Source organism: Providencia sp. PROV114 (assembly GCF_032704305.1).
GTDB lineage: Bacteria > Pseudomonadota > Gammaproteobacteria > Enterobacterales > Enterobacteriaceae > Providencia > Providencia rettgeri.
Map to the genome: position 1 here is coordinate 4,451,309 of NZ_CP120528.1, position 25,947 is coordinate 4,477,255.

At 36.0% G+C, this 25,947-nt stretch carries 27 protein-coding genes; 22 read left to right on the plus strand and 5 right to left on the minus strand.

Going from position 1 to position 25,947, the window contains the following annotated elements; genetic code table 11:
- Positions 1-2 precede the first annotated feature (2 nt).
- Positions 3-584 (minus strand): HutD family protein, encoded by a 582-nt coding sequence (locus P3L37_RS20515; protein WP_004907006.1) that lies wholly within the window; start codon positions 582-584, stop codon positions 3-5.
- A gap of 161 nt (positions 585-745) precedes the next feature.
- Here P3L37_RS20515 and P3L37_RS20520 point away from each other — a divergent pair, with 161 nt between their 5' ends.
- Positions 746-1,030: a type II toxin-antitoxin system RelB/DinJ family antitoxin gene (locus P3L37_RS20520; protein ID WP_102140619.1), complete on the plus strand. Its 285-nt coding sequence runs from the start codon at positions 746-748 to the stop codon at positions 1,028-1,030.
- Positions 1,011-1,292 (plus strand): type II toxin-antitoxin system YafQ family toxin, encoded by a 282-nt coding sequence (locus P3L37_RS20525; RefSeq protein ID WP_109912959.1) that lies wholly within the window; start codon positions 1,011-1,013, stop codon positions 1,290-1,292. Before P3L37_RS20520 ends, P3L37_RS20525 begins: the two co-directional genes overlap by 20 nt.
- Positions 1,293-1,586: 294 nt before the next feature.
- On the opposite strand, the gene P3L37_RS20530 is transcribed toward P3L37_RS20525, so the two are convergent.
- Positions 1,587-2,174 carry a Spy/CpxP family protein refolding chaperone gene (locus tag P3L37_RS20530; protein WP_004907001.1) on the minus strand — a complete coding sequence of 196 codons (588 nt, stop codon included), beginning with the start codon at positions 2,172-2,174 and terminating at the stop codon, positions 1,587-1,589.
- A gap of 150 nt (positions 2,175-2,324) precedes the next feature.
- Here P3L37_RS20530 and cpxR point away from each other — a divergent pair, with 150 nt between their 5' ends.
- From cpxR to trmL, 20 genes are all read left to right on the plus strand, one after another.
- Complete coding sequence (gene cpxR, locus P3L37_RS20535; RefSeq protein WP_004907000.1) at positions 2,325-3,023, plus strand: envelope stress response regulator transcription factor CpxR; 699 nt, start codon at positions 2,325-2,327, stop codon at positions 3,021-3,023.
- Positions 3,020-4,390, plus strand: a complete 1,371-nt coding sequence (gene cpxA, locus P3L37_RS20540) for an envelope stress sensor histidine kinase CpxA (RefSeq protein WP_004906999.1) — start codon at positions 3,020-3,022, stop codon at positions 4,388-4,390. The genes cpxR and cpxA overlap by 4 nt, the downstream gene beginning before the upstream one ends.
- 480 nt (positions 4,391-4,870) lie before the next feature.
- A complete protein-coding gene (locus P3L37_RS20545; RefSeq protein ID WP_117162996.1) occupies positions 4,871-6,310 on the plus strand; it encodes a capsule assembly Wzi family protein in 1,440 nt (479 codons plus the stop codon).
- Positions 6,311-6,969: 659 nt separating this feature from the next.
- Complete coding sequence (gene rfbB, locus P3L37_RS20550) at positions 6,970-8,046, plus strand: dTDP-glucose 4,6-dehydratase (RefSeq protein ID WP_272667529.1); 1,077 nt, start codon at positions 6,970-6,972, stop codon at positions 8,044-8,046.
- Entirely contained in the window at positions 8,043-8,933 is an 891-nt protein-coding gene (rfbD, locus tag P3L37_RS20555) for a dTDP-4-dehydrorhamnose reductase (RefSeq protein WP_272667528.1), read from the plus strand. Before rfbB ends, rfbD begins: the two co-directional genes overlap by 4 nt.
- A 19-nt stretch (positions 8,934-8,952) precedes the next feature.
- Positions 8,953-9,834, plus strand: coding sequence for a glucose-1-phosphate thymidylyltransferase RfbA (rfbA, locus tag P3L37_RS20560; RefSeq protein ID WP_272667527.1), 882 nt, complete (start codon positions 8,953-8,955; stop codon positions 9,832-9,834).
- Entirely contained in the window at positions 9,831-10,370 is a 540-nt protein-coding gene (rfbC, locus tag P3L37_RS20565; RefSeq protein ID WP_272667526.1) for a dTDP-4-dehydrorhamnose 3,5-epimerase, read from the plus strand. Before rfbA ends, rfbC begins: the two co-directional genes overlap by 4 nt.
- Positions 10,371-10,375: 5 nt before the next feature.
- A complete protein-coding gene (locus P3L37_RS20570) occupies positions 10,376-11,350 on the plus strand; it encodes a nitroreductase family protein (protein ID WP_272667524.1) in 975 nt (324 codons plus the stop codon).
- A gap of 1 nt (position 11,351) precedes the next feature.
- Entirely contained in the window at positions 11,352-12,884 is a 1,533-nt protein-coding gene (locus P3L37_RS20575; protein WP_272667523.1) for a lipopolysaccharide biosynthesis protein, read from the plus strand.
- Positions 12,872-13,807, plus strand: coding sequence for a glycosyltransferase family A protein (locus tag P3L37_RS20580; RefSeq protein ID WP_272667522.1), 936 nt, complete (start codon positions 12,872-12,874; stop codon positions 13,805-13,807). The genes P3L37_RS20575 and P3L37_RS20580 overlap by 13 nt, the downstream gene beginning before the upstream one ends.
- Positions 13,804-14,904 carry a polysaccharide pyruvyl transferase family protein gene (locus P3L37_RS20585; protein ID WP_272667521.1) on the plus strand — a complete coding sequence of 367 codons (1,101 nt, stop codon included), beginning with the start codon at positions 13,804-13,806 and terminating at the stop codon, positions 14,902-14,904. The genes P3L37_RS20580 and P3L37_RS20585 overlap by 4 nt, the downstream gene beginning before the upstream one ends.
- A 19-nt stretch (positions 14,905-14,923) precedes the next feature.
- A complete protein-coding gene (locus tag P3L37_RS20590; RefSeq protein ID WP_272667520.1) occupies positions 14,924-15,841 on the plus strand; it encodes a glycosyltransferase family A protein in 918 nt (305 codons plus the stop codon).
- Between the two features lie 11 nt (positions 15,842-15,852).
- Entirely contained in the window at positions 15,853-16,815 is a 963-nt protein-coding gene (locus P3L37_RS21445; protein ID WP_410479535.1) for an EpsG family protein, read from the plus strand.
- Between the two features lie 14 nt (positions 16,816-16,829).
- Positions 16,830-17,732, plus strand: coding sequence for a rhamnosyltransferase (locus P3L37_RS20595; RefSeq protein ID WP_272667519.1), 903 nt, complete (start codon positions 16,830-16,832; stop codon positions 17,730-17,732).
- Between the two features lie 12 nt (positions 17,733-17,744).
- The gene (locus P3L37_RS20600) at positions 17,745-18,884 is read left to right on the plus strand and encodes a glycosyltransferase family 4 protein (protein WP_272667518.1); all 1,140 of its coding nucleotides are present in this window, start codon (positions 17,745-17,747) and stop codon (positions 18,882-18,884) included.
- A 28-nt stretch (positions 18,885-18,912) separates the two neighbouring features.
- Positions 18,913-20,067 (plus strand): polysaccharide export protein, encoded by a 1,155-nt coding sequence (locus P3L37_RS20605; RefSeq protein WP_272667517.1) that lies wholly within the window; start codon positions 18,913-18,915, stop codon positions 20,065-20,067.
- Between the two features lie 5 nt (positions 20,068-20,072).
- Positions 20,073-20,501 (plus strand): protein tyrosine phosphatase, encoded by a 429-nt coding sequence (locus P3L37_RS20610; RefSeq protein WP_272667516.1) that lies wholly within the window; start codon positions 20,073-20,075, stop codon positions 20,499-20,501.
- Between the two features lie 35 nt (positions 20,502-20,536).
- Complete coding sequence (locus tag P3L37_RS20615) at positions 20,537-22,615, plus strand: polysaccharide biosynthesis tyrosine autokinase (RefSeq protein ID WP_272667515.1); 2,079 nt, start codon at positions 20,537-20,539, stop codon at positions 22,613-22,615.
- A gap of 17 nt (positions 22,616-22,632) precedes the next feature.
- A complete protein-coding gene (gene galE / locus P3L37_RS20620; RefSeq protein WP_272667513.1) occupies positions 22,633-23,658 on the plus strand; it encodes a UDP-glucose 4-epimerase GalE in 1,026 nt (341 codons plus the stop codon).
- Positions 23,659-23,817: 159 nt separating this feature from the next.
- On the plus strand, positions 23,818-24,321 hold the full coding sequence (gene trmL / locus P3L37_RS20625) for a tRNA (uridine(34)/cytosine(34)/5-carboxymethylaminomethyluridine(34)-2'-O)-methyltransferase TrmL (RefSeq protein WP_109912518.1): 504 nt from the start codon (positions 23,818-23,820) through the stop codon (positions 24,319-24,321).
- Between the two features lie 29 nt (positions 24,322-24,350).
- Here the strand turns inward: trmL and P3L37_RS20630 are convergent, their stop codons facing one another.
- The 3 genes from P3L37_RS20630 to cysE form a co-directional block, all read right to left on the minus strand.
- Entirely contained in the window at positions 24,351-24,713 is a 363-nt protein-coding gene (locus tag P3L37_RS20630) for a type II toxin-antitoxin system PemK/MazF family toxin (protein WP_109912519.1), read from the minus strand.
- Entirely contained in the window at positions 24,710-24,955 is a 246-nt protein-coding gene (locus P3L37_RS20635; protein WP_004906951.1) for an AbrB/MazE/SpoVT family DNA-binding domain-containing protein, read from the minus strand. The genes P3L37_RS20630 and P3L37_RS20635 overlap by 4 nt, the downstream gene beginning before the upstream one ends.
- A 151-nt stretch (positions 24,956-25,106) precedes the next feature.
- Positions 25,107-25,928 carry a serine O-acetyltransferase gene (cysE, locus tag P3L37_RS20640; protein WP_004906950.1) on the minus strand — a complete coding sequence of 274 codons (822 nt, stop codon included), beginning with the start codon at positions 25,926-25,928 and terminating at the stop codon, positions 25,107-25,109.
- Positions 25,929-25,947 lie beyond the last annotated feature (19 nt).

The following is a 25,947-nucleotide window of genomic DNA, read 5'->3' on the forward strand; positions in this document are numbered from 1 at the left end:
AACTACTTAATAAATAACTCAATAACACAAAAATCATTTTCTGTATTCTTTTCAACAATAAATTGCAGAGCTTCTCGATTTTCTTTAATTAATAGAGTGTCAAATGGCTTTAAATAAAAGGAATCTGAATTAATTTTCATACTCAAACGAGGTGTAATATTAAAAATTAAGATCTCACTAGCCCCACTCACCCAAGAATTAATGAACGCAGTATTCACCCATTGTAAACGAGCCTGATATTTTTCAGGGTTATAGATGACATTAAAATCACGAATTGCACCTTGAACGAGTTCCGCATAAACCTCGCTTTCCCCATTAAAAGCAAAAAATTCTTTTTGCTGTAAGGTCACCGCCGGTTTCTTATCTACATGCAAAATAAGTCCTTCTCCTTCCAATACACCAATAATACGTTGCCGATTTTGGAAAAAGGAAAACGAGCCCGCCGTTTTAACATCTGCTATTGACACTCGCCAATCAAAATCATCTAAACCTTCACCATGGCTGCGCGCCAATTCAAGTGTCGACCCCTGGCCATTTTTCCAAGGCATATTGCGATAATCTTGCGTCGTTAATATCTGAGTCATAAGGTGAACCCTACTTTGGTGGATACATTATTTTTATAGTGAGAATGAGAAATGAAAATAGCAGACTTTCAACAAAAAAACGCCTTTTTAAAAATCAATTTCAAATTGTAGCCCATGCGTGCCACAATTCAAACATTCACCATAAGAAGAGGATAACGGTAATGGCCAGTACTCAACATAAAACAGATATTGTCAGAGCCAGAATTGAGCCTAAAGTCAGGGAAAATGCTGAAGCAGTGTTATCTGAATTAGGGATTAGCATGTCTGATGCTATTCGTATTTTCGTCAAGCAAATATCATTGCGACAAGCTTTTCCTATTGAGTTAAAAACACCAAACTCAATTACATTAGAAGCTATTAATGCACCAACTACAGACGAAACATTTGACTCTGCTGAAGATTTATTTAGCCAAGTGAGCAAGTCCGATGCTGAAAATTCGCGTTAAATCCCAATTCAAAAAAGACTTAAAAAAGTCGTTATCTGACAAAAAAAGAAATACTCAGCTATTAAAAGAGCTAATCGATAACCACCTATGCATTACTGGCTCTGTTCCAGCAGAATATTTGCCTCATCCCTTAAAAGGAAACTGGAGACCTTGCTATGAATATCACATACAACCCGATTTTTTATTAATTTGGGATATAAACTACCAAACCAATGAAATCATATTAGTTCGCTGTGGTTCTCATTCTGAATTATTTGGCTAACTCATCACATTTCCCAACCTAAAACAATTAAATCGACGTAGGCGACCGTCCACTTACCGTCCACCTCGGCGAACTTTGATGAACTTTCATAGCCTTTTAAATATTGATAAGTTACTGTTTTTAAAGAATTGAAGATATAATTTATAAAAAAAAAGCCCCTAAAAGGGGCTATAAAAGACAGGGATGGTGTCTATGGCAAGGAAAAACTTCACTTATTGCTACTTCACTACTTACTATGGAACTCAGGATATAAAATTAACTAACTTGCATTACTACAGGTACTAACAACTAAACTTACTGAAACTGCATCGCTTGAAATTCTGCCATTTTATGCTGATTCATTTCTTGTTGGTGAATGTGTTCAAGCTCTGTTTTCTGTTCTGGCGTTAACAACTGGTACAATTCATGATGAATTCGAGCCATTTCAACACGTTGTTCCAGTTCTTTTTGCATTCGTTTTTCAAGTTCTTCACGAACCGCTTTGTCATCAAAGCTATCCGCTATAATTAATTTGTGCAGTGCTTCACGTTCTTTAACTAAAGCAGAGTTATCAACATGATAATGGCGCTGTGTTGCCATTAAATCACGTAATTGCTGACGCTGTTTTTCATTTAACGTGATACCATTAAACATAAAGGTACTGGCACGTTCTTCACTGCTAAATAACTCATGATGTTGAAAGGGCACAACCGCATTGCCTGTTGGCTTAGTTGTTGGCTCGGACTGCATCTGTAACATCAAAGGTGTTGAACTTTCATTTGCAGCACTTTGTGGCTCTTCTGCAAAAGCAACCGCTGGTCCGAACACAAACGCAGAAGCTAAAACTAACATTGCGGTTTTATGTACTGTATTATGTACTTTGCTATGTGTTGTTCTCAGCATTTGACACCTTGTCTCCGAACTGTGCTCGTGATTCAATGTGAACAAATATACACCTGTGGCTGCAAACTAGCGTCAGAGCATGTAAAAGAACGTAAAGTCATGGAATCGTACAGATTGTTATCGTATTTTGGCAGTTGGAGGACTTAAAAAATGCATAAAATCCTATTAGTTGATGACGACCGTGAACTCACGTCGCTGTTAAAAGAACTGCTGGAAATGGAAGGTTTCAATGTTGTCATCGCCTATGATGGTGAACAGGCATTACAGCAAATTGACTCATCCATTGACCTGTTACTACTTGATGTCATGATGCCGAAAAAAAATGGTATTGAGACATTAAAAGAACTGCGCCAAATCCATCAGACCCCCGTTATCATGTTAACGGCTCGCGGTAGTGAGTTAGATAAGGTTCTGGGCCTAGAACTCGGTGCAGACGACTATCTACCTAAACCGTTCAATGACCGTGAACTGGTAGCACGTATTCGTGCTTTATTACGCCGTTCTAACTGGAGCGAGCAAACTCAAGGCGACAATAGCAATACCCCTGTTTTACAAGTTGATAAACTGCAACTTAACCCAGGTCGCCAAGAAGCCAGCTTTGATGAGGAAATTTTGGACTTAACAGGGACAGAATTTACGTTGTTATATTTACTCGCACAGCACCTAGGCCAAGTGGTTTCTCGTGAACACCTTAGCCAAGAAGTACTTGGGAAGCGCTTAACACCGTTTGACCGTGCTATTGATATGCATATTTCAAACTTACGCCGCAAACTTCCAGAACGCACTGATGGCCAGCCGTGGTTTAAAACTCTACGTGGCCGCGGATACTTAATGGTTTCTGCCACATGATCAACAGCTTAACCGCAAGGATCTTTGCGATCTTCTGGTTTACCCTCGCACTAGTATTAATGCTAGTGCTGATGGTGCCCAAGCTCGACTCTCGGCAAATCACCGTCCTGATGGAAAGTGAACAACGCCAAGGGGAGATGCTTGAGCAGCATATTGAAGCCGAACTCGCACAAGCTCCGATGAATGACCTACTTTGGTGGCGGCGTATTTCTAACGCCATCAAAAAATGGGCACCTCCCGGCCAACGGTTGATTATCGTCACCAGTGAAGGCCGCGTGATTGGTGCAATGCCAAGTGAAATGCAGGTAATACGTAACTTTATTGGGCAGTCCGATAACGCGGATCACCCGAAAAAGAAAAAATATGGACGAGCCGAAATCCTCGGCCCTTTCTCCATTCGTGATGGGGAAGACCACTACCAACTGTATTTAGTTCGCCCAGCAAGCAGCCCACAATCTGACTTTATTAATTTATTGTTTGATAGGCCTTTCTTATTGCTGATTGCCACCATGCTGATCAGTGCTCCACTATTATTATGGTTATCTTGGAGTCTCGCCCGCCCTGCTCGTAAATTAAAAATGGCCGCGGACGATGTAGCGAAAGGAAATTTACGTCCACACCCAGAACTAGAAGCCGGTCCGCAAGAGTTCTTGTCTGCGGGAAATAGCTTTAACCAGATGATCAGTGCCCTTGATGGTATGGTTAGCGCGCAGCAACGCTTAATCTCTGATATTTCTCATGAATTACGCACTCCACTGACTCGTTTGCAACTGGCAACCGCCTTATTACGCCGTCGCCATGGGGAAAGTAAAGAGCTCGAACGTATCGAAACCGAGACCCATCGCCTAGATAGCATGATTAACGATTTACTGGTGTTATCCCGTAGCCAGCATAAAAACGAAATTTTGCGTGAAAATATCAAAGCCGATGAACTTTGGGGTGATATCCTAGATGATGCTAGCTTTGAAGCTGAGCAAATGAACAAAACGCTCGAAGTCACTTCTCACCCTGGGCCTTGGCCGTTATATTGTAACCCTTCTGCCGTCGGTAGTGCATTTGAAAATATTGTGCGTAACGCATTACGTTATTCGCATACACACATTGCCGTTGATTTCAAAGAAGAAAACAACGGTATTCTCATCACAGTCGATGATGATGGCCCCGGTGTTAGCCCTGCTGACCGCGAGCACATTTTCCGCCCATTCTACCGCACTGATGAAGCTCGAGACCGAGAAACAGGCGGTACTGGTTTAGGTCTTGCAATTGTTGAAACCGCCATAACACAACATAAAGGTTGGGTGAAAGCGGATGACAGCCCATTAGGTGGTTTAAGGTTACAAATCTGGCTACCTGAACACGGCCGATAAATTAGCTTTATTCATTACCAATAACCCCTTTCTTTTTATTAAAGAAGGGGGTTATTTTTTTAATCAACATCTACCTACCATTATTAATAGAGAATAGTCCTATATTGCCTCTAAAAACAACAATTCCTAAATACCCGACCAATATAAAACTCTATTTTTATACTATTTAACCCATAAAAAAAGAATAATAGAGAAGAATACTTAAAATTAACCATGTGGTAATCCAACAAAAAGTATATCGTTTTATATCTTAATATGTTACTAACTTCTACACCGACTATATTAATCTGATATTCTGTTTTACTTAGTTAAAGTGTGATAATTGATATTAATAGAAAGCACAGAAGCCCAACTCAATGCAAATTAAGATACTTATAATGTGGGCTGATAATAATCATATTTTAACTTTATTTAATTTACAGGTTTTCCCTTATTAACCTGTTCAATATTAGGCGAACTCAACTTCAAATGGATTTATCAATGAAAAAATTCAAGCTCACTAAGCTAGCCATACTTGCTGTGTTCGGCGCCATAAGTGCACAAAGCGTTGCGGGGGGATTAGTTCTACCCGATAACAACTTACGCAGCGACCTTGCTTGGCTTTCTGAACGTAACGTCATCCAAATTAGCTTATCAACTTGGCCACTATCCCAAGAAGAAATCACACGTTCTTTAAATAATGCAAATATTACTAATAGCGAACAAGAAGCCATTATTCAGCGCATTAAAAAGAACCTTGACCGTAAGAAAAACAGTGTTCAACTAGAAACTCACCTTGCATCTAGCCACAACTCTATGCCACAGGGCTTTGCCCAGAGTGAATATAGTGATATTCGCTATACCGTTTCAGGTAACTACAGCACTGACGACGTAGACTTAAACCTCACCGCAAATGGCGAACGTGCTTTACGCGTTGAAAATGGTTCTGACTACAACCTCAATGGCTCATATGGTGGTGTCAAAATTTGGAACCAATGGGTATCCTTTGGTGAAATCCCACAATGGTGGGGACCAGGCCACGATGGTAGCTTAATTCGTACCGATGCGGCTCGCCCTGTTACTGGCTTCTTAATTCAACGTGCTGACCAAAGCCCATTTGAAACTCCATGGCTTTCTTGGATTGGTTCATGGCAATACCAGCTCACCGCAGGGCAAATCAAACAATATTCTTCCCAACCCAACACTAAACTGATTGGTTTACGTATGACCATGAACCCAACTGACTTCTTCGAACTCGGTGGTTCTCGCGTGGTCATGTGGGGAGGCGATGGCCGCCCTAATAACTGGAATTCTTTCTGGAATGCTATGGGCGGTAGGGATAATACTGGCGACTATAACGATGACCCGGGTAACCAACTGGCAGGTTTAGACTTCAAACTGAAACTTTACCCATTAATCGACCTACCTGTCAGCCTATATGGCCAAATGGTCGGTGAAGATGAAGCCAACCTTTTCCCATCGAAAAACGCCTTTATGGGTGGTATCGAAGGTTATCACACACTATGGGGCCAACCATTAAATTGGTACATTGAAGGCGCGAACACCCATACTGAGTGGGACAAAGACGGCGTAATGTATCGCCACTTTATCTACAAAAATGGTTATTACCAACAAGGTGCATCACTAGGCCACGCGATGGGCGGCGACGGGCGCATGCTCACCACCAAAGTGGAATACACTCTCGATGATGACAACCGCGTCAGTTCTCGCTTGATGTACGCGAAAGTGAATAAATCTAACTTTGAAGGCAACAAGTTGTTCCCTAAATCAGAAACCATCAAAGGCGTTGATTTCGGTTGGTGGCATAACTTTGACAATGACGTCAGCACTGATGCGAAAGTTTGGGTATCTAAAACTGATTACGAAACACGCAATGATTTAGGCGCTGCCGTTACGGTAAACGTGCCGTTTAAGTGGTAGTTAGCAGATATTAAGCATATTTTATCAAAAACGGGTTATGTTTTTAGCATAATCCGTTTTTTTATCCCTCGAACATTATTATTCTAGCCAAAAATATGCCATTCATATAATCCCTTATGACAACCAAGTTAATTAATATAATCAATTAAGCATTTTATTAATCTATTCCTACGCGGAATTCGGATAAATATAGAAATATTAGGATCTGGCTTTTATTGAACCCACACTAAAAGCAATGATATACAAGGAATAACTTAACTTAAATATTTAATCGCGTACAAAGCGTAAGAATAGGATTATAACCTAATAATTTAAAATAACTTATTCTATTGGTGATTGTGTTAGGACTATTCTCTAACGCTATCGCAGTGATAGTCAGTAACTAGCTTTAATGGTATTATTAATCGCTTTTTACTTGACCAAATAAATGCTGAGGCATACCCTTTGGCGGTAAAAAAACAATAAGCTTTGCTTATCAATTGAGCAAGTTAGCAAAAAATGCAATGTTTTCAATTGATAAGTATGCATTTACAAATTCAATGGTGCTCTGGGGCCCGACAACCCAGTGCGGTAGCTATGGGTGTTATTAATAATTGACACCATAAAAGTTAACTATAGACCACTTTTAATTTATTACTTATTTCATAACAAGGTTCTCAGTGAAAATATTCGTGACTGGTGGCGCAGGCTTTATTGGTTCTGCTGTTATTCGCCATATTATTAATAATACTAACGACAGTGTTGTTAATATTGATAAATTAACTTATGCAGGAAATTTAGAATCTTTAGCATCAATTTCTGAAAGCCCCAACTATATATTTGCTCAAGCCGATATTTGTGATTCTGCAGTCATTAAACAACTCTTTGACCTCCACCAACCCGATGTGGTGATGCACTTAGCAGCTGAATCCCATGTTGACCGCTCTATCGATGGCCCAAGTGAATTTATTCAAACGAATATTATCGGTACCTATACTTTATTAGAAGCGGCTCGTCACTATTGGAATCAATTGCCTACCGATAAAAAATCAGCCTTCCGCTTCCACCATATTTCAACAGATGAAGTTTACGGCGATCTTGAATCAACAACTGACCTATTCACTGAAACCACTTCTTATGCACCAAGCAGCCCATATTCTGCATCTAAAGCATCCAGCGACCATTTAGTCCGTGCATGGCAACGTACTTATGGGCTACCAACCATTGTGACTAACTGTTCTAACAACTATGGTCCTTATCATTATCCCGAAAAACTGATCCCGCTTATTATTTTAAATGCTTTAGAAGGTAAGCCATTACCTGTTTATGGTAATGGGCAGCAAATTAGGGACTGGTTATATGTAGAAGACCATGCAAGGGCACTATACAAAGTTGTCACCGAGGGCAAAATTGGTGAAACTTATAATATTGGTGGCCATAACGAAAAAGCCAATATTGATGTGGTTAAAACAATCTGCAGCATCCTCGATGAATTGGTACCAAATAAATCGAATGGTATTAATCTCTATGAAGAGTTAATTACTTACGTGACTGACAGACCAGGTCATGACCTTCGTTACGCCATTGACGCCACAAAAATTAAAAATGAGCTGAACTGGGTGCCAGAGGAAACATTTGAAACTGGACTTCGTAAAACAGTGGAATGGTATTTAGCGAATAGTGAGTGGGTTGATAATATTAAAAATGGTAGTTATCAATCATGGGTTCAACAACATTATGGGGATAGTAAGAAATGAAAATCTTGCTTCTCGGTAAGAATGGCCAAGTAGGGTGGGAACTACAACGAGCTTTATTACCACTAGGTGAATTAATTGCCTTAGATAGGCACTCGAAGGACTATTGCGGTGATTTATCTAAACTTAATGATCTAGCAAAAACTATAGAGTTGTTAAAACCGGATGTTATTGTCAATGCTGCGGCTTATACCGCTGTAGATAAAGCAGAAAGTGAGCCCGAATTATCTCAACTAATCAATAGTGAAGCTGTAAAAGTTTTAGCTCAATCCGCTCAAAAAATTGATGCGCTGTTAGTTCATTATTCAACTGACTATGTCTTTTCTGGAGAAGGTGAACATTTTTGGCAAGAAGGCGATGAAACTGCAGCATTAAATATATACGGTCAAACAAAGCTAGATGGTGAAAAATACATTCAGCAGTATTGTTCCAATCATCTAATCTTTAGAACCAGTTGGGTTTACTCTACTTATGGTAATAATTTTGCAAAAACAATTCTTAATTTAGCCAAAAAGAGAGAAATATTATCAGTTATCAATGACCAATATGGCGCCCCCACAGGTGCTGAGTTGATCGCTGATTGCACGGCGATTGCTATAGTCCAAACGTTACTGGATAAAAACAAATGCGGTGTGTACCACTTAGTCTCTTCTGGTTCAACCAACTGGTATCAATATACTGAATTAGTCACACAAGAAGCACAAATAAATGATATAGAATTAGCTTTGAGGGAATTAAATGCTATTCCAGCAACCGATTATCCCCTACCGGCCAAACGCCCATATAATTCAAAGATGAATAACAACAAATTTAAAAAAACATTCAATACTGAATTACCAAATTGGAAATTAGGTGTTAAACGCTTAATTAAAGAATTATCAATTAAATAAGAATTTGTAGAATATAAAGATGGAAAAGACATATAAAGGTATTATCTTAGCAGGTGGTTCAGGAACTCGTTTATATCCAGTAACTATGGCAGTAAGTAAACAATTACTACCTGTTTATGATAAACCAATGATTTATTACCCATTAAGTACACTGATGCTAGCCGGTATACGAGATATTCTAATTATCAGTACCCCGCTAGATACTCCCCGGTTTCAACAATTATTAGGTGATGGTAGCCAGTGGGGGTTAAATTTAGAATATAAGGTACAAGAAAGCCCTGATGGACTAGCACAAGCATTTATTATTGGTGAAGAGTTTATTGGTGATGATAATTGTGCGCTCGTTCTTGGTGATAATATTTTCTACGGACACGACCTACAAAATCAACTTGAAAAAGCCACTAAGAAAGAGTCCGGTGCGACTGTTTTTGCTTACCATGTGAATGACCCTGAACGCTATGGTGTTGTTGAATTTGATAAAACTGGTACCGCTATCTCTTTAGAAGAAAAACCTAAAAAACCTAAAAGTAATTATGCGGTTACTGGCCTATATTTTTATGATAACACCGTTATTCAGCTTGCAAAAAACCTGCAACCATCAGAACGCGGTGAATTAGAAATCACCGATATTAATCGCCTTTATCTTGAACAAGGCAATTTATCAGTAGCAATGATGGGTCGTGGTTATGCATGGTTAGATACAGGAACACACCAAAGTTTAATTGATGCAGGTAATTTCATTCAAACTTTAGAAGAACGCCAGGGTTTAAAAGTTGCTTGCCCTGAAGAGATTGCTTACAGAAAAGGGTTTATCACAGCTGATGGCGTTAAAAAGCTGGCAAAACCTTTATCCAAAAATTCCTATGGCCAATACTTACTAAAAATGGTTAAAAACAAATGAAAATTATCCCAACTGAAATTCCTGATGTATTAATTATTGAGCCGAAAGTATTTGAAGATAAGCGTGGTTTTTTCTTTGAAAGTTTTAATCAAAAACAATTTGATGAAGCCGTAGGTTATCCTGTGACTTTTGTACAAGATAATCATTCAAAATCAATAAAAGGTGTACTCAGAGGCTTACATTATCAAGAAGAACCCTATGCTCAGGGAAAGTTAGTTCGCTGTATAGCTGGTGAAGTATTTGACGTTGCAGTTGATATTAGGGAAAATTCACCAACATTTGGTAAATGGGTAGGAGTAAATTTATCAGCCGAAAATAAACGTCAATTATGGATACCTGAAGGTTTTGCGCATGGTTTTTTAGTTTTGAGTGAAACTGCTGAGTTTAATTATAAAACGACTAATTATTATAACCCAAACAGTGAAAAGTGCATCAAGTGGAATGATGATAATCTAAATATTAATTGGTTAGTTCAGAATGTTATCATTTCTGAAAAAGATAGGAATGGAACTCATTTTAACTTAAAAGGTTACTAATACATATGGTCAAGAACTTTCTTAAAAAATTACATGAAAAAGTTTTATTAGAATTAAACTATTTTTACGACTTAAAAAAATATAAAAATTTCTATACCAATACTTCAAAAAAAGCAAAAACAAAACAAGAACTACAAAGCTGGATACTCCAAGATAAACATAGAATAGAAAAAGCAATTAGCCTTCCGAACCCTCGTCAAGGCTTTGGAAAAGAGGTTTTTGAAAGACTAACAAAGAACACCTTAGAATACATTAAGCAAACAGATAAGGATGAGATATTTTATATTTCATTAGGTGTTTTTAATGCTTATAAAGAATTTCACTATAAAAATAATTATACGTTACCTGATTTTTACATTAACTTACGAAATAAATTTGCAGAAGAAGATTTTAATAACAAAAAATGTAATCAAAGCGGTTATTACGAAAGTAGTTATTCCGATATATCACTTAATAATTCTTTACAAAAAGCTATGCGCTCAAGAAAGAGTTGCCGTAATTTTGATGAAAAAAAAATAATAACCCCTGAAGTGATTAATGAAATAATGTCACTAGCAATAACTGCACCTTCAGTATGTAACCGCCAACACTGGAAAGTACATTTTTTTACACAGGATAATAAAAATAAAATTTTATCCTTTCAAAATGGAAATAGCGGCTTCACTAAAAATATACCAATGATAGCGGTAGTTACAAGTGAACTTAGCGCCTTCTATAGCCCTAATGAAAGAAACCAACCATATACTGACGGTGGGATATTTTCTATGAATCTAATGTATGCAATCGAATCAGTAGGGTTAAAAAGCTGTCCATTGAACTGGTGCAACTCCTATAGAACAGAAAAGAAATTTAGCAAATTGAATTTGATACCTCAATCTGAGAAAATTATTTTAATAATCGCATTTGGTTATCCAAACCAAGAATATATTATAGCTAAATCACCAAGATTACCTGTAAATAATTTTTATACTCTAAATTAAAATGAGAATACTTAATGCACTAAATAATGGATTATATTCAGGGGTAAATATAATACTAATAACTATATTCAATATAGTTTATCGTACGGTTTTCATACAAACACTTGGCATTGAAGTTCTTGGAATTAATACTGCTTTAACTAACATAATCACCGTTCTCTCGCTTGCAGAGCTGGGTTTTTCGCAAGCCATATCATATTTATTATATAAACCCTTATCCCAAAATAATAGAGAAAAAATAAATGCATTTATTAATTACATAAAAAGGATTTATATAATAATTGGTATAATCATTATATTTTCGGGGCTATCTGTAATTCCATTCCTTAAATTAATTATACCAACTGACATGGAATTATCATATTTAATATTAATTTACATATTATTCATTTCAAATACGGTAATTACTTATTTCTGTAGCTATAAAAGAACGTTGATTATAGCAGACCAAAAAAACTATAAAATAATACCAACAATTTCAAAATTTCAGCTGCTTGATTTAGTGGGTAAATCTATAATTTTATTTATAACTAAAAGTTTCGTCACAATACTAATTTTTCAAATTATAATAAAGGTCTTAGAGAATATTTACGTTAATAAAATAATTGATAATAACTATACTAGCATATTAGGCATTGAAGAAAAAAAACTTACCTTTAAAGATAAAAAATTAGTAAAAGAAAAAACCATTGCAGTTTTCTTCCATAAAATAGGAGACGTATTTGTAAATAGCACAGGGAATTTAGTTATTTCTGCATTTATTGGCGTCAGTGTTTTAGGTATATATTCTAACTATGTATTAGTTATTGGGATTCTTGTTTCATTTATATCAATAATATATAACAGCTTGACATCTTCATTTGGGAATTTAATTATTGAAAACAAAAATAATTGTGAAAGTAACTTTTACATAATTCAGTTAATATCCTTTTATATTTTTGGCATAACATCAATTATATTTTATTTCTATATAAATAAGATTATTTATCAATGGATTGGGGTTGATTATATATTACCAAACTCTACAATCGCATTAATAACTTTAAATTATTTATTACTTGGAATTAGACTTCCATTAAATGTCATAAAAATTGCGGGGGGGATTTTTGACAAAGACAAATATGCCCCTTTAATACAGGGATTAATAAATTTAGTAGCTTGTTTATTGTTGGTAAACCTATATGGTATTAATGGAGTGTTAATAGCAAGCTTAATATCCACTCTAATAGTCCCTATATGGGTTCAACCATATATTGTATACAAACATATATTCCATAAAAAACTAACTGCTTATATTAAAAATACAACCAAAAATCTTTTTTATATAATAATATCTTTATTTTTTATAATAGCAATTAACAATTATTTTTTATCAGATAACTTAGATACAAATTTATTAGTTACCTTTGGAGAAATTTTTGGCATAGTAATTTTATATACAGTAATATTTATAGTACTTAGCTACAAAAGCCAAGCACTAAAAGAACTTGTTAGTAAATTAAATCAGGTAATAAATAAAAAATGTCAAAGCTAGTCAGTATTCTAACTCCAACATATAATAATGAAAAACAAATCGAAAGATTACTTTTATCAATATTAAAACAAACATATAAAAATATAGAATTCATTATAATTAATGATGGTTCTACAGATAATACTTTGAATATCATAGGGGATTATCAAAAAATTTTCAATAATGAAGGAATTGAACTAATAATTTTATCACAAGAAAATAAAGGACAAGCAGCGGCAATTAATCAAGGATTAAAAATATTTTCTGGTGATTATTTTTGTTGGGTCGATGCAGATGATTGGCTAGACCAAGATTCAATAAAGAAAAAAGTATCTTTTTTAGAGAAAAATGAATCTTATGGCTTTGTTAGAAGTGATGGCTATATAACGAAAAAACCTAACCTAGAAAATAATAAGTTAGATAAATTTAGTAATCATATTAACCTAACTAGCTCCGAATTATTTTATGATTTACTATATGTGCGTAATATATATTTCACAGGCGCTGGCTACATGGCAAGAAGACATTGTATACTTAATACAATTCCAAACTTACATATAAATGAATCCAGAGAAGGCCAGAATTGGCAAATTTTATTACCTTTATCTATAGAGTACAAGTGTGGCTATATTAATGAGCCTTTATTTTACTATTATGATAGACCAGATAGTCATTCTCACTCTATTAGTGAAATGAATAAAGAAATTATACGATGTGATAACCATAAAAAACTAGTTACTGATGTTCTTGACAGCTTGAAGAATGTTCCAATTAATAATTGGGAGTCATTACTTGATGACATATATAACAGAAAAAAGCTAGGGATTTATTATTATCATGATGACATTAGAAATGTTAAAATTTATTTCAAAAAAATAAGAAATAAAAAAATTAAAGATTATATTAAGTATTTTTATTTTATTTTAAAACGAGTTAAATCATGAAAAAAATTGGACTTTTAAACTTTCATTATTCTAATCATAATTATGGTGCAGTATTACAAGCTTATGCACTACAGATAAAAATAAAAAATATTGCCCCAGATTTCAAAGTCGAAAATATCAATTTCATACCTACAGATAGTATAACACTGAGAGCTCGAATATCTTTAGGTAAATTTTTAAGATTATTAAAAATTCTGAGGCCAATCGTAGTTAATGAAAAAATTGGTAATGTTCAGGTATTTGAAAGATTTAGACAGCAATGGCTAGAAGTTGGTCCTCCACTGCATCATAAAAAAAAATTACTTAACCTTAAATATCAAATGATTATAGTAGGAAGCGACCAGGTTTGGCGCCCTGAAATGACTAAGCCAAACGTAGATGTTTATTTTTTAAATTTTGCTGATAGTTCTTGTAGAAAGATAGCTTATGCAGCAAGCTTCGGTGTTGATACCTGGCGCTATAATCAATCACTAACAAATAAGATTAAAAAATACTTATCAAACTTTAAATATATTTCATGCCGAGAAAACTCAGGTGTTAATATTTGTAAAACTCAATTTGGAATAGAAGCAAATCATGTTTTAGACCCAACATTATTACATAATTCAGATGTATATTTAAATATTATTAATAATTCAACATCAGATATGATATACCCACCGTTTATTTCTTACTATAAGCTAGACTTAGATACTATATTTAGTAAATTAATTAATAAAATAGCTGAAAGTACAAAGTCTGAAATAAAAAACATATATTATGATAAAAATCAAGAGTATCTAGAGGTTGCAGATTGGTTAAACTCAATACATAAATCAAAAATTATCGTCACAGACTCTTTCCACTGTGTATGCTTCTCAATAATATTTAAAAAACCATTTATTGTTTATCCTAATCCACAAAGAGGTATGACCCGACTTTATAGCTTATTATCTTCACTAGGATTAGAACATTTGATTTACGATGAACAGAAGAAAAGCTTAGATTCATATATAAATGAAAGCTTAAATATAGATTATGAAAGTGTACATAAAACACTAGAAAAACTGAGGGAAAAATCAGCTAATTTCATAGCTACAGCTATTACTAATAATTAAATCAAGGATATATTTATTTATGAAGTTTAACGCTGCATCAATTCCTATAGTAATAATGACACGAAATGAAAGTGGATTTATAAGTAAATGTGTATCTTCTATTATTAACACAGTTACAATCGACTTCCACATTTACATTGTTGACAACAATTCTACAGATTATCGCCACCTTGACGAATTAGATAAGATCAAATCAAACTATCCTAACTTAATAACTTTAGTTTCTAATAAAAAAAACAAATGGGTTATTGGAATTAATGAAACCTTAAAAGAAATAAAAAAAAATCACAGAACAAAGTACTTCATTTTAACTGATGGAGACATAGATTTTTCTAAATGTATAACACCATCATCTTGTTGGCTTACTTATTTAATAAATCGAATGGATGAAAATATTTCTATAGGGAAAATAGGTCTTTCCTTATCATGGGAATATATGCTAGAGAATGAAGTTTTTTTTAAGAATGTAATTAATCAAGAAGAAGGTTTATATAATAATAGTAAGATGATCAATGACCTTTATATCTCCAGTGTAGACACTACAGCTGCCATATATAGGTGGGATTGGTCTATTGAGAAAAGCTCCAAATTTTACCCTGACCATATGAGATATTTACGTCCTGAATTATACTCCTGCCGTACTAACAGAACTATCTTAGTTGAGCATATGGGCTGGAGACAATATAATACTGCTAGTAACAATGTAAGTGAGCTGAATAGTAAAATTCTATGCTTTACTTTATATGGTGGACATGTAAAAACTGAAATACTAAATAAAGCAGATAAAAAATATAAGTTAACTTATACTCTACTATCTTATCCTATACATAAAGTTTGGGTTATTAGAAGATGGTTATTTAGCTTAATATATTTTGTCAGAAAAATAAGAGTAGGATTTGATGGACAAAATTCCTCAGACATCAATAATCAATTATAATTTAATGAAAAATGAACACTTTAAGTATAATTAAAACATTTATTTTCTATCTGATTGTATTATTAGCTATTATTTTTTCCTTTTTTAATCTAGAATACTCACGAGATTTTAAGGATTACAACTTTGAATATAATAACATTTCGGAATCACGTTTTGAGCCTTTATTTTTATTAATTTTTCATATTTCCAAGAACATTTTAGAGTTAAGTTTACAGTCTCTTTTCTTCTTTATATCAACAATTACACTTTTATTAAAATTATACATAGCAAGAGGATTAGCAACAACCAGTAATAAAATTATATTTTTTACTATAATATATATTTTTAGCTTTTACCTGCTCCATGATTTAACTCAGCAACGACTATCTATCGCAGTATGTTTTATAATATTATCAATACCTTACACCATAAGAAAAAATTTATTTACATCTATATTACTTATAATTACGGCAACCTTATTTCATTTGAGTTCAATTATTTTTATTGTACTACCGATCCTTTCTTATTTTTATAAATCAAATCGATTTACTTTAATTTTTAGCTTATTTATACTAATGACCATACTTGGATTCATTACATTTGAATACTCTGCTGATTTTATTATGTCCATGAGAGGTTCTACTACTGGTTACTTTAATAACTGGCATAATTACTCAATAAACATGTTTACCCCTCCTAAAATATTATTATACATAATAATATTTACTTTTTTAGTAAAAAACATTAAAAATAATAATTACAATATGCACATAATGTTTTTTTATACCCTACTACCATTATGCATCTCCATTATATTCACAAAATCACCTGAAATATCGATTAGGTTTTGGGACTTGAGCGCTTTATTTTCTTTATTTTTATTTTTATTAAACCCTATAAAAAAAACTTTTTTTGATTATTTAATACTATTATCTTTTTTATTATTATTTACATACCTGATTTACGGATTTATATTCTATAATCCATTATTTTAAATTGAAAATTAAATATGAAAAACAATATAATATCTATTAGTATTACTTACAATCCAGAATTAGAATTACTTTTATCTCAACTCACTAGCCTTGCTAAGCAGGTTTCTTATATGCTCGTGGTTGATAATAATTCAGATAATATAAATGAAATATCATCTATATGTTCTAATTTTACCAATTGCCTTTTAATGCCATTAGACTCTAATATGGGTATTGCCCATGCTCAAAACATTGGCATAAAAAAGTCCCATGAATTAAATTCTAGTCATGTCATACTTTTTGATCAAGATAGCATACCAGACCAACTATTTATTAATAATCTATTGTTAGACGAAAGAGAACTAATAAATAAAAACATTAATGTTGCAGCTATCGGTCCTTCTTTCTACGATCCTAAAGTAAATAAGCCTTATCCTGCTACCGTCTATAAAGGGCCATTTTTACAACGTGTTCAGATAATGGATCAACCTGTGGAAGCATCTTTTATTATTGCTTCCGGTTGTTTAATTAGAAACTCAACTATTGAAATTATTGGATTGATGAAAAGTGATTTTTTTATTGATTATGTAGATGTTGAATGGTCCTATCGTGCCATCTCTATGGGGTTTAAATGTTATATATCAAACAAGGCACAAATGTCACACTCAATTGGAGATAAAAGAATATCTTTATTAGGAAGAACGATTTCCGTTCACTCTCCCTTAAGACGGTATTACTTACTACGAAACAGTTTCCATATGTGCCGACTACCTTATATCCCTATAGGATATAAAATAAGGGAGTGTATTTTTAACCCTATTAGATTTTTTGTATCACTGATTACATCCAAAAACAAAATCAACACTCTAAAATACTCTTATTTTGCTATATCTGATGGATTAAAAGGAATAACAGGCCCATTCAACCATAAAGTTTGATTATTATAAAAAATGAAAAAAATTGCACATATACAGTTACTTCCTATTTTAAGCGGTGCTCAAAGAGTTACATTAGATGAATTACAAAGACTATCTAATGATGAGTATATAAAATATTTAATTTGTAACGGAGAAGGCCCATTAACAAATGAAGCTCGAAAATTAGGCATCATAGTCATTATTGTAAAATCACTAAAGCGTGAAATTTCACCTTACCACGACCTTATTTCATTATATAGCTTATTCAAAATTATAAAAAAAGAAAATTTTGATATTGTTCATACTCATTCCTCAAAAACAGGAGTTATTGGTCGCCTTGCGAGTTTTTTTTCTAAAGTCCCCTTAATTGTTCATACTGTACATGGCTTTTCCTTTCCTTCTGCAAAAAATAAAATACAATTATTATTGTATTATTTAATGGAAAGATTAGGCTCTTTATGTGGGGATATTCTTATTTGCCTACATGAAGAAGATAAAAAAATTTCTATTAATACATTGAAACAGCCTGAAAGTAGCGTTTATGTAATTCCAAATGGAGTTGATATAAAAAAATTTAATCCACTATGTGATGAAAAAAAGAAATTGCTTAGACAGATATTTAAGTATAGAGATACTGATATATTAATAGGGATGACGGGACGGCTCTGGGAGCAAAAAAACCCATTATTCTTGTTCAATAGTTTAATCGATACATTAAAATTAAATAATCATATTAAACTTATCTTTATCGGCGATGGCGAATTATCAAACGTACTAAAAAAACAAATTCAAAGCCATCATTTAGAAAACCAAGTTATCTTAATGGGTTGGTGTAATAATACGGAAACAATATTAAATACCCTTGATATATTTGTTTTGCCATCTAAATGGGAAGGCATGCCTTTGGCTATTTTAGAAGCCCAAAGTACAGGATTACCATGTGTCGTATCAAACATAAGTGGAAATAGGGCATTAGTGACTGAAGGTAATGATGGATTCCTATTTGAGCTTGATAACAAGCCATCACTTAATGCTGCTGTCAATCAATTAATCCACAATAAAGAATTAAGGATAGAGTTAGGGAAACACGCACGAGAAAAAATAATGTCTCAGTACTCCATTGATAAGCGTATAGAGAAGATTGATTCAATCTATAAAAGACTATTACCATAAGTTATCACATTCTCATAGGAAAACTTAAGTGATTAATATACAAATAAAAATCTTGCTAATCTCTACCACTATTTTTCTTACAGGCTGTACTGTCGCCCCCGGTGCCTATATATCAACCTCAGGCAAAAATGTGGTTGATACGGGTGACCGTGACATTACCAAATTGGTTGATATCTACCCCATTTCACCAAAATTATTGGATGATATGTACACCGCCCCCACCATTGCTAAACCCAATGCGCAGTTAGAAAAGCAACTAACTCACTATGAATACCGTGTGGGTGCAGGTGATGTATTAACCATTACGGTTTGGGACCACCCTGAGCTGACTATCCCTGCGGGTTCTTACCGTAGTGCACAGGACTCCGGTAACTGGGTACATTCCGATGGGACTATCTACTACCCGTATATTGGTAAAGTCAAAGTGATCGGTAAAACCGTCACTGAAATCCGTACTCTGATCAGCAACCGTTTAGCCACCTATATTGAATCCCCACAAGTGGATGTCAGTATCGCTGCCTTCCGCTCACAAAAAATGTATGTGTCAGGCGAAGTCGCCAAACCAGGTACACTACCTATCACTAACGTTCCACTAACTATCTTAGAAGCCTTTAATAATGCCGGTGGTTTAACCGAAAAAGCCGATTGGGATAACGTCGTTCTTACCCGTAACGGCAAAGAAATCAAAGTGTCATTACAAGATTTAGTTCAGTACGGCGATTTAACCCAAAACTACCTGATGCTACCGGGTGATGTGCTATATGTGCCACGTAATGATAACCAAAAAGTATTTGTGATGGGTGAAGTCGGTCAACCAACGACCTTAACTATTGACCGCGCGGGGATGAGTATTACTGAAGCCCTAAGCAAAGCGAGCGGCCTTAACCAAACAACGGCTAATGCAACGGGTGTATTTGTTATCCGCCCAATTAAAAACCAGCCAGCGGAAGACAAAGAACTCGAAGCGCTATTACCGAAAAAAATGGCCGCGGTTTATCAGCTAGACTTATCAGATGCCACCTCACTTGTGATGGGTACTGAATTTAAACTGCAACCTTATGACTTAGTGTATGTTACCGCTGCGCCTGTGGTGCGTTGGAACCGTTTGATTACCCAACTGTTACCAACTATCGCATCTTATAATCAGCTAACTGAGGGTGTGAAGCGAGTTCACGACTGGTAATCGATATGCTTAATAATATTCTCGTTGTTTGTATGGGAAATATCTGCCGCTCTCCTACGGGGGAGCGTTTATTACAGCACTATTTTCCCGAAAAAACTGTTCATTCGGCGGGTATTATCGCCAAAAATGACATGCCCGCTTATGACCGTGCTATCCGCATTGCACTACAACATAGCCTTTCCCTTGAAAACCATCAATCACGTCGATTAACCAGCGAAATATGCCATAAAGCAGACTTAATCCTAGTGATGGAAAACGATCATATTGCTAAAATCCACCAGCAGTTTCCTGAAACTCGCGGTAAGGTGATGTTATTTGGGCAATGGATCAATAAAACCGAAATCCCTGACCCGCACAAACGCAGCGATGAAATGTTTGAACATGTTTACCAGTTGATGGAAAAAGCCGCGATTGCTTGGCAAGGCAAAATTTAATTTTATTTATTGGATGACTTAACATTTAACCTATTATGAACACAACAAAAAATAGCTCCCCTGCCTCAGATGAAATCGATCTGCTCGCTCTGTTTAAAGTTTTGAAATCCAACACCATTAAAATTGGGTTTTTTACTGTTATTTTTGCGGCTATCGCCATTGCATACAGTTTATTAGCAACCCCCATATACCAAGCGAATGCGACCTTACAGTATGACAAATTAGGTCAGGTCTCATTACTTGACCAAATGAGTGATGTTATGCCATTTGGTAACAGCAATAACCAAGTCGACTCTGAAATTGAAGTTATCAAATCCCGCATGGTATTGGGCAAAACCGTTGCAGACTTGAACTTAGACACTCAAGCAGCCCCTGAAGGCTTCGTCAGTAAGTTACTTGGTGAAGTGGCTCCCGTCCATATTGCCCTATTTCAATTACCTGAAAACTTAATTGGCCAGCCATTGACCCTGACGTATTTAGGGGATAACAATTATTCCCTCAATGTGGATGGCCAAATCTTGCAAGGTAAAGTCGGTGAAGTGCTCAAACAAGGTGAAATTAACTTATTAATTTCCAGTTTCGCAGCTGAAACTGGTGAAGAGTTTTCGTTAATCAAAAATGCCCGTTACTCTACCATTGAAAACTTACGCAATACCCTAACCATCGCGGAAGTGGGCAAAGGTACCGGTATTATCAGTTTAGCCATTAAAGGGGCGAATAAGACTGAGAATGTTAACATTCTCAACAGTGTTATCCAAAACTATGTAGACCAAAATACCGAGCGTAAAAAAGAAGTCACCAACAATACACTCGTGTTCTTAGATGGCTACTTACCTACGATTAAAAAGAAATTAGATAACTACGAAAACCAGCTCAATGCCTTTCGTAAAAAGAATGAATCGATTGACCTTTCTTTAGAAGCTAAAGCGGCTTTAGATACTGCTTTGCAGGTCGAAGAGAAACTCAATGAGTTGACCTTCAAAGAAGTGGAAATTCAACAGTTATATACTCGTAACCACCCCGCTTATCAGTCCCTGTTAGATAAACGCCAACAGTTGTTACGTGAGAAAGAAAAAATTAGTAAAAATATTCAAAAATTACCGAATACCCAACAAGAAATCGTCCGTTTAACTCGTGATGTTGAAGCAGAACAAGCGATTTACGCTCAATTAGTCGCGAAACAACAAGAGCTCAGCGTATTGAACTCTGGTATTACTGCCGATGTGCGTATTATTGACTCCGCGGAGTCACAACCAAATGCTGTAGCACCAAAAAAATCACTGATTGTTGCTCTTGCCACTATCCTTGGTTTTATTATCGGCTGCGCGTATGTCATTGCTCGCGAGTTCTTTAATAATAAAATTAAGAGCACGGAAGATATCGATGCATTGGGAGTCAACGTCTACGCCACCATTCCTTTCTCAGCCTATGAGAAAAAACTGATTGAGGCTGGCAATAAGAGCCCATTAGCGATAGAAAACCCAGCAGATACCGCCGTTGAAGCTATCCGTTCATTACGTACCAGCGTGTACTTCTCGGTTATGAACCAAGGTAACAACCTGGTGATGGTGACCAGTGCATCGCCAGGTGTGGGGAAAAGTTTTGTTACCTCCAATATGGCGGTGGTACTGGCTAACGCAGGTAAGAAAGTGTTATTAATCGATACCGACTTACGTAAAGGTCGTTTGCACAAAGCCTTTGGGTTAAACAATAAAGCGGGCTTATCTGAATATCTGTCACAGCAAAACATAGAATCACCCACTATTCATGCCAACGTAATTGAAAACCTCGATGTGATTTGCCGTGGTAAAAATGTCACTCACTCGTCTGAGTTATTAATGGGTGAGCGCTTTAAGCAGTTACTGGATAAAGTCAAAAACCAATACGATATTGTGGTGATCGATACCGCACCAATCTTAGCAATTACTGACTCAGCAATTATTGGTAAATATGTCGGTACTTCATTACTGATTGCTTTCTACGGGGTGAATACCGTGAAAGATGTCGATTTATCACTGAAACGCTTTAAGCAAAATGATATCGAAATTACGGGTGTGATCTTGAATGGTATTGATGCAAGATCTGACGATTATAACTACCATTACGAATATTAAGACTCAGGAATATTGAGATGAATAATCAACACGTTCTCGTTACTGGTGGTCTTGGCTACATTGGTAGCCATACCTGTGTACAGATGATCCAGCAAGGGATGCAGCCGGTTATTTTAGATAACTTGCATAATGCTAACCTTGAGGTGCTTTACCGTATTGAATCTATCACAGGTGTTAAGCCAGTTTTTTACCAAGGTGATGTGCGTGATGGCCAAATTTTAGAGTCTATTTTTGCTAATCATCAAATTCATTCCGTCATTCACTTTGCTGGGTTAAAAGCTGTTGGTGAGTCAGTACAGAAACCGATTGAATACTATGATGTTAACGTCAATGGCACACTGGTATTAGTGGAAAGCATGAAAAAAGCCGGTGTTAAAAGCCTGATTTTTAGTTCATCGGCAACCGTATATGGTGATCCTGAAGAAGTACCATTAACAGAAAATTCCAAAGTCGGTGGGACCACCAACCCATATGGAACCAGTAAGTATATGGTTGAGCGTATCCTTTCGGATTTATATACTGCGGAAGATGATTGGTCACTAACATTGCTGCGTTACTTTAACCCTGTTGGCGCACACCCATCCGGAACCATGGGGGAAGACCCGCAAGGTATTCCAAATAATTTGGCACCGTTTGTTTCACAAGTCGCTGTAGGCCGCCGCCCACAAGTCATGGTATTTGGTAATGATTACCCAACACCGGATGGCACTGGTGTTCGTGATTATATTCACGTGATGGATTTGGCCGATGGCCATATTGCCGCACTGAATAAAGTTAGCCAACAAGCAGGATTACATGTTTACAATCTTGGTACAGGAACTGGCACAAGTGTGCTGGAAATTATTACTGCTTTTGAAAAAGCAGCAGGCAAGCCAATTAAATATGAGATTGTAGCAAGACGCCCCGGTGATATTGCGGAATGCTGGTCTAGCCCAGAAAAAGCGTTGAAAGATTTAAACTGGAAGGCGCAGTATTCTATTCAAGATATGGTGAATGATAGCTGGCGTTGGCAGTCCATGAACCCTAATGGTTATAATAGCTAACCTCAACGAGTTATTTCAGAGACGAGCCTTTATGGCTCGTTTTTTGTTTTCAGGGTTCAAATAATTTTTACAGTACAAATAAAAGTTCCACATGAAAACAAACCCATTTGCGCGTAAACTCTTCCCATCATTTCTTATCAAAAATATCAGCTTAACGTTATGCCACACATTGTTTTATTCGAACCAGAAATACCGCCAAATACTGGCAATATCATTCGTCTTTGTGCCAATACTGGCTTTGATTTGCATCTTATTCACCCGCTTGGGTTTACATGGGATGATAAACGCTTACGCCGTGCAGGGTTGGACTATAGCGAATTTGCCGATATCAAGCACCACCATGATTATTTTACTTTTTTAAAAAGTGAAGGGCTAAACCCGGATAATAACCAATCTGAAAGTGGGGCTCGCGTGTTTGCTTTAACCACTAAAGGTAAACCAAGCCACAGCAATGTCAGCTACCAACAAAATGACTATTTGATGTTTGGCCCTGAAACTCGCGGCTTACCGCCTTATGTGCTAGATAACATGCCAATGGAGCAGAAAATTCGTATTCCTATGTTGGCAGACAGCCGCAGTATGAATTTATCCAACTCTGTGGCAGTGGTTGTGTTTGAAGCATGGAGGCAATTGGGGTATTCAGGGGCGCTGCTAAAGGACTAGACTATAAAAGGAGCTCAGTTTGAGTTCCTTTAGTTTGAATCAATAAAAAAATGCTCTCCACCAATTAATGGGATCAACCTTGCGAGCACACTATCAAGAACCCCCTCATCAGCAACTACCCCAAACTTCATACTTCTATCTTTCCAAGGTAGTGTTTGAATAAGGTTTGCCGCAGCAACACACGGAGTATCAAGATTATTTATCCCTACTTCTGTTATGTGCCCTCTAATGCTTGTGCTAATAGGACAACAAATTACCAAGCCTGATTTTTTATTATATTCCACACTGGATAAAACGAGTGCAGGCCGATATTTTCCTATCTCTTTTCCTTTCGTTGGGTCAAAATCTAACCAAATAATATCATTTCGCCTTGGTATGTAACTTTTACTCATTCACCAATTTCCATATCATTAATTTGAGCAAGTTCATCTGAATGACTATTATATTCATTCATATTGTCAAGCAAATAAGCTTCAGAAAACATCCTTATCTTCTTTTTGGGAGAAAGAACCAAATTACCGTTATTAACAGAAATATCAAGACGTTGACCAACCTCAATACCTAATTGTTTTAAGATAGCTGATGGGATAACAATGCCTTGGCTATTTCCCCATTTTTTTATAGCAACGCTCATTTCTCTTACCCCATACTTATTTTTGAGTATATTAGTTTCTCAATGTATAAACATTGTATAACTTCATTGAGGTTAAGGCAAATTTTTGGTCGATTTATATACAAATGAAGGAAATCAAAAATGAAAACGATCGAACTAGAACCCTCACAACTCAAATTCCATCCCCATCTTCAAAACCCCAAATACTGCCATTAAAGTTTTGATCCATTTCTAAGGACGGTTTATCGCTGGTTGGTTTACCGACAATACGTGCGGGAACCCCTGCCACTGTGGTGTGCGGTGGAACGGGATGAAGCACGACTGAACCTGCGCCAATTTTTGCGCCGCGGCCAATTTCAATATTACCGAGTATTTTTGCCCCTGCACCAATCATCACCCCTTCCCTCACTTTCGGGTGGCGGTCACCACAGGTTTTCCCAGTACCACCGAGTGTGACGGATTGTAGGATTGATACATCATTTTCCACAATTGCAGTTTCCCCAATCACGATGCCTGTTGCGTGGTCAAGCATGATGCCACAACCAATACGGGCTGCAGGGTGGATGTCGACGCCAAATGAAACGGAAATTTGATTTTGCAGGTAAACCGCCAGCGCTTGGCGGCCTTCTTTCCACAGCCAATTACCGATACGATAGGCTTGCAAGGCGTGGAAACCTTTCAAATACAATAATGGAGTGGAATATTTATCAACGGCAGGGTCACGTAGGCGAACCGCGGCTAAGTCCATTGCTGCAGAGAAAATCATGCCTTCGTCATTGCGATAAGCTTCCTCAACAATTTCACGCACTTCAAGCGCTGGCATAATCGGCGAGCTCAGTTTATTGGCTAGCATATAGCTGAGCGCACTGCCTAAATTGTCGTGCTTTAACAATGTCGCGTTAAAAAAGCTGGCGAGGAGTGGTTCGCAGTCCGCAAGAGACTTCGCTTCATCTTTAATGAAACCCCAAATTCTATCCAGTTCTTCACGCGACATAATCACTCACCTATCTATT